The following is an 11,976-nucleotide window of genomic DNA, read 5'->3' as shown; positions in this document are numbered from 1 at the left end:
ACCCAAGGAGGTTCCATGACCGCCGACCTGATTCTGTTCAACGGCAAACTGCACACCGTTGACCGCGAAAAGCCCACCGCGACTGCCGTCGCCATCAAGGATGGCCGCTTCATCGCCGTGGGCAACGACGCCGAGGCCATGGCCCACAAGGGCTCCGCCACGCAGATCATCGACCTCAAGCAACGCACCGTGATCCCCGGCCTCAATGACTCGCACCTGCACCTGATCCGTGGTGGCCTGAACTACAACCTCGAACTGCGTTGGGAAGGCGTGCCATCGCTGGCCGATGCCCTGCGCATGCTCAAGGATCAGGCCGAGCGTACGCCAAGCCCGCAGTGGGTGAGGGTGGTGGGCGGCTGGAACGAATTCCAGTTCGCTGAAAAACGCATGCCGACCCTGGAGGAAATCAACCAGGCCGCACCCGACACCCCGGTGTTCCTGTTGCACCTCTACGACCGTGCGCTGCTCAATCGCGCAGCGCTCAGGGCCGTGGGCTACACCAAGGATACGCCGAACCCGCCAGGTGGCGAGATCCAGCGCGACAAGTTCGGCAACCCGACCGGCATGCTGATCGCTCGTCCCAACGCCACTATCCTGTATGCCACCCTGGCCAAGGGGCCGAAGCTGCCGCTGGAATACCAGGTCAACTCGACCCGTCAGTTCATGCGTGAGCTCAACCGCCTGGGCTTGACCAGCGCCATCGATGCCGGCGGTGGTTACCAGAACTACCCGGACGACTACCAGGTCATCCAAGAGCTGGCCGACAATGACCAGTTGACCGTGCGGATTGCCTACAACCTGTTCACCCAAAAGCCCAAGGAAGAGCTGGCGGACTTCAAGAACTGGACCACCAAGGTCAAGCCGGGCGACGGCACGGACTTCTTCCGCCACAACGGTGCCGGCGAAATGCTGGTGTTCTCCGCCGCCGACTTCGAAGACTTCCTCGAACCGCGCCCTGACCTGCCGCAGACCATGGAGCAAGAGCTCGAACCGGTGGTGCGTCACCTGGTTGAGCAGCGTTGGCCGTTCCGCCTGCACGCCACCTATGATGAGTCGATCTCGCGCATGCTCGATGTGTTCGAGAAGGTCAACCGCGACATCCCGTTCAACGGCCTGCCGTGGTTCTTCGACCATGCCGAAACCATCTCGCCGAAGAACATCGAGCGCGTGCGCGCCCTGGGCGGTGGCATCGCGATTCAAGACCGCATGGCCTTCCAGGGCGAGTATTTCGTCGACCGCTATGGCGCCAAGGCCGCCGAGAAGACCCCGCCGATCCAGCGCATGCTGGCCGAAGGTATCCCCGTCGGGGCCGGTACCGATGCGACCCGCGTGTCCAGTTACAACCCATGGACCTCGCTGTACTGGCTGGTCAGCGGCAAGACCGTTGGAGGCCTGGAGTTGTACCCCGAAGGCCTGAGCCGCGAGACCGCACTGCAGTTGTTCACCCATGGCAGCGCCTGGTTCTCCAGCGAGCAGGGCAAGAAAGGTCAGATCAAGGTCGGCCAGCTGGCAGACCTGGCCGCACTGTCGCTGGACTTCTTCAGCGTCGAGGAAGAAGCCATCAAAGGGATCGAGTCGGTGCTGACCATCGTCGATGGCAAGGTGGTGTACGGCGCGGCAGAGTTCGACAAGCTCGGCCCGGCGCAGGTGCCCGTGCTGCCAGAGTGGTCGCCAGTGGCCAAGGTGCCAGGGCACTGGCGTGCCGGCGCGCCAATGGCGGCGGCCTTGCACCAGTGCGTTGGCCCATGTGGGGTGCATGCCCACAGTCATGAGAAGGCTCGCCATTCCAGTGTGCCGGTCAGTGACTTCCAGGGCTTCTGGGGAGCGTTGGGTTGTTCGTGCTTCGCGTTCTGAGGTAAGCGGGGGCCATCAGGGCCCCCACCGTTGGCAACCTGGCGCCTATACGATCTTGTAGGTGCCGGCTTGCCAGCGATTCAGTTCAGAAAACCCCTTTGAGCGGGTATTCGATGATGAGGTACAGGCGGTCGATATCGTCGCCCGCCTGGGCCTCGTTGGCGCGATGGCTGACGTGGGACAGCGACACGCCGAGGTCCTTGGCAGCGCCGGACTGCACCACGTACTTGAGGTCCAGGTCACGCTCCCAGTGGCGCCCTCCTTTGCCCTGTTGCGACACATAGGCACCCGCCGCCGGAGCATGGCTGCCATCGATGCCGCGCCCGCTGACGTAGCGCCCCATCACGCTCAGGCCGGGCACACCGAGGGTGGCGAAATCCAGGTCGTAGCGCAGTTGCCACGAGCGTTCGCCGGGTCCGTTGAAGTCTGCATACTTGATCGAGTTGGCGAGGTAGATGGAGTCGCCGCCGACGAAGTCGAACGGGGTGTCGCCCTCGACCTTCTGATAGGCAAGGGTCACGGCCTGGGCGCCGGCTCTGTACTTGGCCGCCAGACTGTAAGCCAGGGTGTCGATGTTGCCTGCACTGGCTGCACCGGTATCGCGGGTGTGATAGAGGTTGCCGTCCAGCCGCCAGCGGCCTTCCGCCAGGTTCAGGTTGAGGTAGGCCTGGTTCCAGGTGTCCTGCAGCTGCGAGGCGAACAGTGCTCCGCCAAACGGACCGTTGGGGGCGAAAGTGACACCCGCCAGGCTGATCGCGCGCCCATGGGTGCTGGCGCCGTAGCCGGCGAAGTCGTCGTGCGTCGAACTGTTGTCTTGATTATTGAACGCGGTGAATCGCCCGGCTTGCACGCGCCAGTCGGTTAAGTCGGTGTTTTCCAGTAGCCAGCCTGTGGCGTACTCCGGGTGCAGGCGCTTATCGCCGGTATCGAACACTGGCGTTTCCACTGTCATTTCGCCATAGCGCAGCACGGTGTTGCCCAGGCGCATTTTCAGCGCAGCGCCTGCGCTGGAGTAGTCAGACTCAGCGCGCCCGTCGCTGTCTCGGGGCAACAGACCCGTGCCGGCGTGACCGCGTCCACCGTCGAGCTTGAGCCCCAGGAAACCGTGGGCATCCACACCGAGGCCGACCGTGCCCTCGGTGAAGCCCGAGCGAATTTCACCGATGAAACCCTGGGCCCATTCCTGGCGATAGCTTTGGCCGCTGGGTGACGGCGAGCGGAAGTCACTGTGCAAGAAATAGTTGCGGCTGAGCAGTGACCAGCCTGGCTCGTCGGCCAGTGCAAAAGCAGGGCCGAGGGCGGCGAAGGCGATCAGCAGGGCGCGAGGGGGTAAGGTTCCGTTATGCATGAGCCGGGACTGTGCACCAGCGACGTGTGAGGTTCTTGTATGGGTGTGCTGGCCTCATCACGGGCAAGAGGCATTGGGCCGCTCCCGTGGGAGCCTGCTTGCCGGCGATAAGGCCAGGGGACCCGAATCAAGCCATGTCGCTGGCCGCGAACTCTTCCGCCAGATGATCGATCAACGACCGCACCGAAGGCAGCAAGCCCCGCCGCGACGGGAAGATCGCGTGCACGATACCGCAGCGCGGGTGCCACTGCGGCAGCAACTCCACCAGCCGCCCCTCGGCCAGGTCCTCGCGCACCGCTACCCGTGGCAAGTGGGCGATACCCACGCCAGCCACGACGAAGTGGCGTAGCGCGAACAAGTCGTCAGTGACCATGCGCGGTGTATGCGGGATCACCAGGCTGTGCGTCATGTCCTCGCCCTGGAACAGTTCCCACTGATACTCGCGCTGGGCGCTGCCCCAATGCAGGCTGGGAAGTTCGCCGAGTTTTCGCGGGTCGAAGCCCTCTGGCAGTTGTTCCAGAAAGGCTGGGTGCCCGACCAGGCACTGGGTGCTGTTGCTCAGCACCTTCATCACCATGTCGGTGTTCTCCAGCGGTGGAAAACGCACGCGCAGGGCGACGTCGAAACCTTCATGAAGCAGGTCGACGCGGCGGTTGGTGCTCTCGATGAACAGCTCCACTTGCGGGTACTTGAGCATGTAGCGGGTCAGCATGGGGCCGACCCAGGAGTTGAGCAGCGTGGTCGGGCAGCTGATGCGCACCAGACCGCGTGGTTCGCTGCGGTTGCGTTCGATGATCTCCGCTGCGCCTTCGGCCTCGACCCGCATGGCCAGGCATCGGTTGTAGTAGGCCTGGCCGATCTCGGTCAGCGAACAGTGCCGGCTGGTGCGGTGCAACAAGCGCACACCCAGGCGGTCCTCAAGGTCGGCGATGCGCCGGCTGAGCTTGGATTTGGGCATGTCCAGCGCTCGCCCTGCGGGAGCGAATCCACCGTGCTCGACCACTTGGGTGAAGTAGTAGAGGGAGTTGAGGTCTTCCAATGATCGTTCTCCAAATGGAACGCTAAGGACAATTTTCGCAGTCTACCGCGCCAAAGGTGATGAATCTAATCTTTGCTCATCAACGCGAAACACCCCACTTACTGAAGATCAGAACCCCTTAGGAGCGACGACCATGACCCAGTTCAAATACAACCGCCTGAACAAAGACGACGCTGCCGTGCTGCTGGTCGACCACCAGGCTGGCCTGCTGTCCCTGGTGCGCGACATCGAGCCGGACACGTTCAAGAACAACGTGCTGGCCCTGGCGGACCTGGCCAAGTTCTTCAACCTGCCGACCATTCTCACCACCAGCTTCGAGCAAGGCCCCAACGGCCCACTGGTACCGGAACTCAAGGCGCTGTTCCCGGATGCCCCGTACATTGCCCGCCCTGGTCAGATCAACGCCTGGGACAACGAAGACTTCGTCAAGGCGGTGAAGGCCACCGGCAAGAAGCAACTGATCATCGCTGGCGTGGTGACCGAAGTGTGCGTGGCGTTCCCGGCACTGTCGGCCCTGGAGGAAGAATTCGATGTGTTCGTGGTGACCGACGCTTCGGGCACCTTCAACGAGATGACCCGCGATGCTGCCCACAACCGCATGAGCCAGGCGGGTGCGCAAATGATGACCTGGTTCGGCGTGGCCTGTGAGCTGCACCGCGACTGGCGCAACGACATCGAGGGTCTGGCGGCGCTGTGCTCGAACCACATCCCGGACTACCGCAACCTGATCACCACCTACAACGCCCTCACCGCCGGCAAATAACGCCAAAGCGCTTGAAGGATGAGGCCGGCCCCTGTCGCAGGGGCCGGCTTTTTCGTTCAGCCCTGGTAGCGCGCTGCTGCCTTGTTCAAGGTGTTGGCAACTTCCTGCCGCAATTCGATCGGCAGCTCCACTTCGATCTGGTCGCCCTGGCTCAACAGCCACCATCGCAGCGGCCAGCCATCACTTAAGGTGGCCTGCAGCCGGTGCCCCTGGTCGAGGGCTGTCAGTCGCATGTCGGCACACAGCGGGGACTCACGCAGTTGGCGTGCCAGCGTGTCGCTGATCCATAGTTGCACTTCCAGGCCATCGCCCTGTGGCGGCTGCAAGGCATCGCCACGCAGGTACCCTTGCAGATCGAAGTTGCCGCGCAGGTCGCCCACGGGATTGGCCGACCAATGCCAACCGAACGGAATGCTCTTGTCATTGCGCTCAAGCGGGAAGATCAGCGACAGCTCGTTAAGGTCGCGCTCGACCGTGCGCTTGCTGACATTGAAGCCTACATCACGCAGGCGCCAGACCAGTTCGGCGCTGGTGGTTCCGGGGGAGCGGCTGGGTAGCTGGCGCAGCAGCGCCCACTGACGGCTAAGGGTGGCGCGGGTGGTGGCGAACGGCAAAAGATAACGTCCTTGTCTAGGCTTGCCGCACTAGGATGGCGGCACGGGCGCGGCATGGCAATTGGCCATTGATTGATCAGATCAACGATCGTGCATTTGGTTGCCTGTGCTTGAATCGTTCGCGACAGGTTCTGTCGTGGTGTCGCGCAGAATCACGCCTCATCACAGCCGAGGTCGGGACTGTGGGTCGTTCAATGAGGATGAACATGTCTGCTGCCAGCAATATCCATTCGCTGCTCGCCCGTCTTCTGCCTGAGCGGGTCTTCTCGTCTCCAATCCCCGCCCAGAGGCGGCTCCGTCAGTTCGCAGGCGTTGGGATGCCCAGCCAACGGGCGTTACTGGTCCGCCGTCTGGACGAAGCGGTCGACGTGCAAGTGGTGTACGACGATCTCCGGCGTCAGGCATTGCAAGGGAATGTTGCCGCACTCAATGACCTGGGCTGGATCTGGCTCAACGGCAAGTACTGGCACGCCGATACCGATCTGGCCGGACACTTGCTGCGCATGGCGGCATTGCAGGGGCATCCGGTGGCCTGGTTCAACCTCGGGCAGCAGCATTATTTCGGCAAGGGCGTCGCGACCTCCTACGTGCAAGCAGCCGAGTGCTATCGACAGGCGTTCGAGCGCGGCGTTTTGCAGGCTGCCGCTGCGCTGGCCGATCTGTACGAGGAAGAGGTCTGCGATGAGCAGTTGGCCTGGCAGGTCGACTTTCCCCAGGCCTACCAGTGGTTTCTTCGGGGGGCCGAGCAGGGTGAGGCGCGCTGTCGGTTCGAGGTGGGGTACCGGCTGCTGCATGGCTTGACGGTGGCGCGCGATGTGAAGGCGGCCTTGTACTGGCTGGAGCTGGCGGCGGCGGCGGGGGTGATGCAAGCAGCCGAGGAGCTGGCCGTACATTTCAGCCGCAGCGACAGTGCGCGTTACCTCGACTGGCGCGACCGAGCGGTGCGATTGGGCAGTAGCCTGGCGCTGGCGATGAAGCTGGAGGACCAGGTACAGACCTGATCCGCCCGGCTTGGCGGCGATATCCCGAGCAGGCCCGGGGAACTGCCGAATAAAAAACAATTCATCCAGGCTGTCCGTCGCCCACGGTTGACGACAGGGGGAGGGCGAAGCGTATATTGATAGTTAGCAAACTATGAATATGTTCGGTTTCTCTCATGACGCTCGATGCACTGCACCTGAAAGTCAGTAGCGGTATGGTCGTGGCCGCCCGCCATTGGCGGCGGATCTGCCATGCCGCGCTGACCAGCTACGGCATTTCCGAGGCCTGTGCCGCGCCTTTGCTGATGATCGTGCGCCTGGGCGATGGGGTGCACCAGGTGGCGGTGGCTCAGGCTGCGGGCCTGGAAAGCCCGTCGCTGGTGCGCCTGCTCGACCAGCTGTGCAAGGCCGGCCTGGTGTGCCGCAGCGAAGACCCCCTGGACCGTCGCGCCAAGGCCTTGAGCCTCACGGCTGAAGGTCGCGCACTGGCCGAGGCCATCGAAACCGAGCTGGTGCGTCTGCGTCGCGACGTACTGCACGGCATCGACCAGGCAGATCTTGAAGCCACCCTGCGGGTGCTGGGCGCGTTCGAGGCTGCTGGTCTGGGCACGGTCGGCGGGGTGGCATGAACGGTTTCTTCAGCTCAGTGCCCCCGGCCCGCGACTGGTTCTACGGCGTGCGTACCTTTGCCGCGTCGATGATCGCACTGTACATCGCTCTCTACATGGAGCTGCCACGCCCCTACTGGGCCATGGCCACGGTCTACATCGTCTCCAGTCCCTTCGTCGGTCCGACCAGTTCCAAGGCGCTGTACCGTGCCTTGGGTACCCTGCTTGGGGCGGGCGGGGCAATCTTTCTGGTGCCGCCGCTGGTCCAGTCGCCCTTGCTGTTGAGCACCGCTATCGCGCTGTGGACCGGCACCCTGCTGTTCCTCTCGCTGAACCTGCGCACCGCCAACAACTATGTGCTGATGCTGGCCGGCTACACCTTGCCGATGATCGCCCTGGCGGTGGTCGACAACCCCACGGCGGTGTTCGACGTGGCCTCTTCACGGGCACAGGAAATCTGCCTGGGTATCGTCTGTGCAGCGGTGGTGGGCGCAATCTTCTGGCCTCGCCGCCTGGCACCGGTGGTGGTCGGCTCGACCGGCAATTGGTTCAACGAAGCGATCCGCTACAGCGATACTTACCTGGCGCGCGAAGCCGCCGCCGACAAGGTAGGCGGCATGCGGGCTTCCATGGTGGCGACTTTCAACACCCTGGAAATGATGATCGGCCAGCTCGGCCACGAAGGCGCCGGGCCTCACACCCTGAAGAACGCGCGTGAATTGCGTGGGCGGATGATCCACCTGCTGCCTGTGATCGATGCCCTGGACGATGCCCTGGTCGCCCTCGAAGGTCGGGCCCCGGCACAGTTCGCTCAATTGCAGCCGGTGCTCGGCGCGGCCCGCCAGTGGCTCGAAGGGACCGCCAAGGACGCCTCGCTGGCCCGCTGGACCGTCTTGCATGAACAGATAGATCGGCTGCAACCCAGCGCAGCGGCGCTGGATCAGCGCGCCGAGTTGCTGCTGTCCAACGCGCTGTATCGCCTGACCGAGTGGGTCGACCTCTGGCAGGATTGCTGCGCCCTGCAGCATGCCCTGCGTCTGGATGACGCCACGCCTTGGCGTGCCACCTACCGTCATTGGCGCCTGGGTCGCCTGACCCCGTTCTTCGACCGTGGCCTGATGCTCTATTCGGTGTTCTCCACCGTGACCGCGATCATCGTCGCCAGCGGCCTGTGGATTCTGCTGGGCTGGAACGATGGTGGCAGCGCGGTGATCCTTGCTGCCGTTGCCTGCAGCTTCTTCGCCGCCATGGACGACCCCGCGCCGCAGATCTACCGGTTCTTCTTCTGGACGCTGATGTCGGTGATTTTCTCCAGTGTCTACCTGTTCCTGGTGCTGCCCAATCTGCACGACTTCCCGATGTTGGTACTGGCCTTTGCCGTTCCGTTCATCTGCGTCGGCACGCTGACGGTGCAGCCGCGCTTCTATCTCGGCACCTTGCTGACCATCGTCAACACCGCGACCTTCATCAGCATCCAGGGCGCCTACGACGCGGACTTCCTGACCTTCATCAACGCCAACCTGGCCGGCCCCGTTGGCTTGCTGTTCGCCTTCATCTGGACCCTGCTGCTGCGTCCGTTCGGCGTGGAACTGGCCGCCAAGCGCATGACCCGGTTCGCCTGGCGCGACATTGTCGAGATGACCCAGTCGGCGACCTTGGCCGAACACCGCCAGGTCGGCGTGCAGATGCTCGACCGCCTGATGCAGCACCTGCCGCGCCTGTCGCAGACCGGACAGGACAGCGGCGTGGCGCTGCGTGACCTGCGCGTGGGCCTGAACCTGCTCGACCTGCTGGCCTACATGCCCCGTGTCGGCCCACAGGCCCGCGAGCGGCTTGAGACGGTGATCCACGAAGTCGGTGCCCATTACGCCGCCTGCCTGCGCGCCAACCGCCGCCTGCATGCGCCAGCAGAACTGCTGCGCAGCATGGAGTACGCCCGCCAGGGCCTGGCGCTGGACGAGAACAACGACCGTGGCGATGCCCGCGTGCATCTGCTGCACGCCCTGAGCGGCCTGCGCCTGGCCTTGTTGCCGGGTGTGGAGGTCATGCTCGAACCAACCGAACAACCGCAACTGCCCCAAGGCATCGATGGAGCGCCCCTGTGATCGGTGATCTGGATATCAGCGGGGTATTCCTGCCCACGCTGCTGGTGATGATGGTGTTCACCTACTTGCTGTTCCTGGGCGTGCACGCCGTGCTGGTGCGCCTGCATTTCTACCGCCTGGTCTGGCACCGGGCGTTGTTCAACGTTGCCCTGTATGCCGTGCTGCTGGGCGCGGTCGACCACTTTTGCCGAAACCTGATGCTGCCATGAAAAAACCTTTGCTGACCCTGGGCCGCGTGGTCCTGACCTTGCTGGTAGTGAGCTTCGCCGCCGTGCTCGTGTGGCAGATGGTGGTGTACTACCTGTTCGCCCCCTGGACCCGCGACGGCCATATCCGCGCCGACGTGATCCAGATCGCCCCAGATGTATCGGGGTTGATCCAGAAGGTCGAGGTGCGCGACAACCAGGTGGTCAAGCGCGGCGACGTGCTGTTCACCATCGATCAGGACCGCTTTACCCTGGCCTTGCGCCAGGCCAAGGCGACCCTGGCCGAGCGTTCGGAAACCCTGGCCCAGGCCTCCCGCGAGGCGCAGCGTAACCGCAAGTTGGGCAACCTGGTGGCGGCCGAGCAGTTGGAAGAAAGCCAGTCCCGCGAGGCCCGTGCCCGCTCGGCGGTGAACGAGGCCCAGGTGGCGGTCGACAGCGCCCAGCTCAACCTCGATCGCTCCGTGGTTCGCAGCCCTGTGGACGGGTACCTCAACGACCGTGCGCCGCGAAATCATGAGTTCGTCACTGCTGGCCGCCCAGTGCTGTCGGTGGTCGACAGTGCCTCGTACCACGTCGATGGTTACTTCGAGGAAACCAAGCTCGGTGGCATCCACATCGGCGATGCCGTGGACATTCGCGTGATGGGCGACAACACCCGTCTTCGCGGCCATGTGCAGAGCTTCGCCGCCGCCATCGAAGACCGCGACCGCAGCAGCGGTGCCAACCTGCTGCCTAACGTCAACCCTGCGTTCAGCTGGGTACGCCTGGCCCAACGGATTCCGGTGCGTATCGCCTTCGACGAAGTGCCGGAAGACTTCCGCATGATCGCCGGTCGCACCGCGACCGTCTCGATCATCGAGGGCCAGCGCCCATGAAACAGTTGATCCTGGCCGGTTTGTGCCTGTCTCTGGGTGCCTGCATGATGGTTGGCCCGGACTATGACGTGCCGAAGGACGCGGCACTGCAGCGCCGCGACCTCAACGGCCCGTTGCGCCAGGATGCCGACAGCGTGGTATCGGCGCCGGTGCCCGAGGACTGGTGGCAGCTGTATCAGGATCAGCGGCTCAATGCGTTGGTGCGCCAGGCGTTGAGTGCCAACACCGAGCTGCGCGTGGCGGCGGCCAACATCGCCAAGGCCCGTGCCCAGGTTGAAGTGGCTGAATCGCAGGGTGGTTTCAATGGGGGGGTGAAGCTCGGCGCGCAGCGCTTGCAGGAGTCCGGCGAAGCGTTCCTGCTAAGTGAAAAAGTGCCGGTGGCCAACATCGGCGAAGCGATCATCAGCGCGTCCTACCAGTTCGACCTGTGGGGTACCTTCAAGAGAGGTACCGAAGCGGCCAAGGCCAATGCCGACGCCGTGCAGGCCGCAGCCGATACCGCCCGTATCACGCTGGTGGCCGATGTGGTCAAGGCCTATACCCAGGTGTGCTCGGCTAACGAGGAGTACCACATTGCCCGTGAGTCGCTGGATTTGCAGCAGCAGAGCGTCGAGCTGAACCAGCGCCTGCGCGATGCTGGCCGGGGTGACGAAACCCAGGTGACCCGTTCGCAAACCCAGTTCAAGTCGTTGCGCGCCGAGTTGCCGCGCTTCACGGCCGAGCGGGAGACGGGCTTGTACACCTTGGCGGCGCTGCTGGCCAAGCCGGTCGACCAACTGCCGGCCGGGACGGCCGATTGCGCGGAGTTGCCGCACCTTGCCCAGCGGGTGCCGGTGGGTGACGGCGCCGCACTGCTCAAACGCCGCCCCGACGTGCGTCAGGCGGAACGTCAGCTGGCTGCTGCAACGGCCAACATCGGCGTGGCCACCGGCGCGTTGTACCCGGACATCAGCATCGGCGCCCAGGTCGGCACCATCGGCATTCTTGAGAATCTTGGCGAACCTGCAACCAACCGCTGGGGCTTCGGGCCACAGGTCAGCTGGACCATTCCCACCAACGGCACCCGCGCCCGCATCCGCATGGCCGAAGCCTCGACCCAGGCGGCACTGGCGCACTTCGATGGCGTGGTGTTGAACGCTATCCGCGAGACCCAGACGCGGTTGGCCCAGTACAGCGCGCTGCTTGATCGTCGAGATGCCCTGGCCGAGGCTGAAAAGTCGGCCAAGGAAGCGGCTGAACAGACGCACCGGTATTACCTGGCTGGACGTGAGTCGTTCCTGGCGGATTTGCAGGCGACACGGACCTACACCGACATGCGGGCGCAGTTGGCGGCAGCCAACAGCCAGGTGGTGTTGGGGCAGATTGGGGTGTTCCTGGCGTTGGGTGGTGGATGGAAGGATACCGGCAAACAGTAATGGCTTGACCACTTGTAGGCGCACTGCCTTGGTCAATTTCTACAAGCTGGCGAGATTCATGTGGCTACAGGTTACGCCGCTTCATGGCGGTCGCGCGCGGGCAGGCTGCTGTCTGGCCGGGTCTACTGTACCTCGGGTCTCACTTCGTGCATGACTGCCACTCCAATCC

The 11,976-nt window shown here is 63.8% G+C and carries 11 protein-coding genes; 8 read left to right on the top strand and 3 right to left on the bottom strand.

The window, feature by feature from the left end:
* The first annotated feature begins 15 nt into the window (after positions 1 to 15).
* On the top strand, positions 16 to 1,854 hold the full coding sequence (locus VXM67_RS01575; protein ID WP_315696489.1) for an amidohydrolase: 1,839 nt from the start codon (positions 16 to 18) through the stop codon (positions 1,852 to 1,854).
* An 85-nt stretch (positions 1,855 to 1,939) separates the two neighbouring features.
* Here the strand turns inward: VXM67_RS01575 and VXM67_RS01570 are convergent, their stop codons facing one another.
* Together VXM67_RS01570 and VXM67_RS01565 are read right to left on the bottom strand one after the other, a co-directional pair.
* The gene (locus tag VXM67_RS01570) at positions 1,940 to 3,202 is read right to left on the bottom strand and encodes an OprD family porin (protein WP_027907843.1); all 1,263 of its coding nucleotides are present in this window, start codon (positions 3,200 to 3,202) and stop codon (positions 1,940 to 1,942) included.
* A 127-nt stretch (positions 3,203 to 3,329) separates the two neighbouring features.
* On the bottom strand, positions 3,330 to 4,241 hold the full coding sequence (locus tag VXM67_RS01565) for a LysR substrate-binding domain-containing protein (protein WP_023382994.1): 912 nt from the start codon (positions 4,239 to 4,241) through the stop codon (positions 3,330 to 3,332).
* Between the two features lie 133 nt (positions 4,242 to 4,374).
* On the opposite strand from VXM67_RS01565, the gene ycaC reads away from it, so the two are divergent.
* Positions 4,375 to 5,004, top strand: a complete 630-nt coding sequence (ycaC, locus tag VXM67_RS01560; protein ID WP_023382993.1) for an isochorismate family cysteine hydrolase YcaC — start codon at positions 4,375 to 4,377, stop codon at positions 5,002 to 5,004.
* A 56-nt stretch (positions 5,005 to 5,060) separates the two neighbouring features.
* Here the strand turns inward: ycaC and VXM67_RS01555 are convergent, their stop codons facing one another.
* Complete coding sequence (locus VXM67_RS01555) at positions 5,061 to 5,618, bottom strand: WYL domain-containing protein (RefSeq protein WP_023382992.1); 558 nt, start codon at positions 5,616 to 5,618, stop codon at positions 5,061 to 5,063.
* Positions 5,619 to 5,824: 206 nt separating this feature from the next.
* Between VXM67_RS01555 and VXM67_RS01550 the strand changes: the two genes are divergently transcribed.
* The 6 genes from VXM67_RS01550 (at position 5,825) to VXM67_RS01525 (ending at position 11,807) form a co-directional block, all read left to right on the top strand.
* A complete protein-coding gene (locus VXM67_RS01550; RefSeq protein ID WP_041925567.1) occupies positions 5,825 to 6,619 on the top strand; it encodes a tetratricopeptide repeat protein in 795 nt (264 codons plus the stop codon).
* 155 nt (positions 6,620 to 6,774) lie between these two features.
* Positions 6,775 to 7,227 (top strand): MarR family transcriptional regulator, encoded by a 453-nt coding sequence (locus VXM67_RS01545; protein WP_023382990.1) that lies wholly within the window; start codon positions 6,775 to 6,777, stop codon positions 7,225 to 7,227.
* Complete coding sequence (locus tag VXM67_RS01540; protein WP_023382989.1) at positions 7,224 to 9,311, top strand: FUSC family protein; 2,088 nt, start codon at positions 7,224 to 7,226, stop codon at positions 9,309 to 9,311. Before VXM67_RS01545 ends, VXM67_RS01540 begins: the two co-directional genes overlap by 4 nt.
* Positions 9,308 to 9,520, top strand: a complete 213-nt coding sequence (locus VXM67_RS01535) for a DUF1656 domain-containing protein (protein WP_023382988.1) — start codon at positions 9,308 to 9,310, stop codon at positions 9,518 to 9,520. Before VXM67_RS01540 ends, VXM67_RS01535 begins: the two co-directional genes overlap by 4 nt.
* Positions 9,517 to 10,392 carry an HlyD family secretion protein gene (locus tag VXM67_RS01530; protein ID WP_023382987.1) on the top strand — a complete coding sequence of 292 codons (876 nt, stop codon included), beginning with the start codon at positions 9,517 to 9,519 and terminating at the stop codon, positions 10,390 to 10,392. Before VXM67_RS01535 ends, VXM67_RS01530 begins: the two co-directional genes overlap by 4 nt.
* Positions 10,389 to 11,807, top strand: coding sequence for an efflux transporter outer membrane subunit (locus tag VXM67_RS01525; RefSeq protein ID WP_023382986.1), 1,419 nt, complete (start codon positions 10,389 to 10,391; stop codon positions 11,805 to 11,807). The genes VXM67_RS01530 and VXM67_RS01525 overlap by 4 nt, the downstream gene beginning before the upstream one ends.
* Positions 11,808 to 11,976: the final 169 nt, after the last annotated feature.

Origin of the sequence: Pseudomonas sp. Rh2, from assembly GCF_040762985.1 — a bacterium.
GTDB classification, from domain to species: domain Bacteria; phylum Pseudomonadota; class Gammaproteobacteria; order Pseudomonadales; family Pseudomonadaceae; genus Aquipseudomonas; species Aquipseudomonas taiwanensis.
The sequence above is the reverse complement of the archived record's forward strand: the minus strand, read 5'-3'. Positions and strand labels throughout refer to the sequence as shown.

Bases quoted from the DNA above. Each gene is read 5' to 3' on its own strand.
- ycaC (WP_023382993.1), top strand. From the start codon at position 4,375: ATGACCCAGTTCAAATACAACCGCCTGAACAAAGACGACGCTGCCGTG.
- VXM67_RS01550 (WP_041925567.1), top strand. From the start codon at position 5,825: ATGTCTGCTGCCAGCAATATCCATTCGCTGCTCGCCCGTCTTCTGCCT.
- VXM67_RS01575 (WP_315696489.1), top strand. From the start codon at position 16: ATGACCGCCGACCTGATTCTGTTCAACGGCAAACTGCACACCGTTGAC.
- VXM67_RS01570 (WP_027907843.1), bottom strand. From the start codon at position 3,202: ATGCATAACGGAACCTTACCCCCTCGCGCCCTGCTGATCGCCTTCGCC.
- VXM67_RS01530 (WP_023382987.1), top strand. From the start codon at position 9,517: ATGAAAAAACCTTTGCTGACCCTGGGCCGCGTGGTCCTGACCTTGCTG.
- VXM67_RS01525 (WP_023382986.1), top strand. From the start codon at position 10,389: ATGAAACAGTTGATCCTGGCCGGTTTGTGCCTGTCTCTGGGTGCCTGC.
- VXM67_RS01545 (WP_023382990.1), top strand. From the start codon at position 6,775: ATGACGCTCGATGCACTGCACCTGAAAGTCAGTAGCGGTATGGTCGTG.
- VXM67_RS01540 (WP_023382989.1), top strand. From the start codon at position 7,224: ATGAACGGTTTCTTCAGCTCAGTGCCCCCGGCCCGCGACTGGTTCTAC.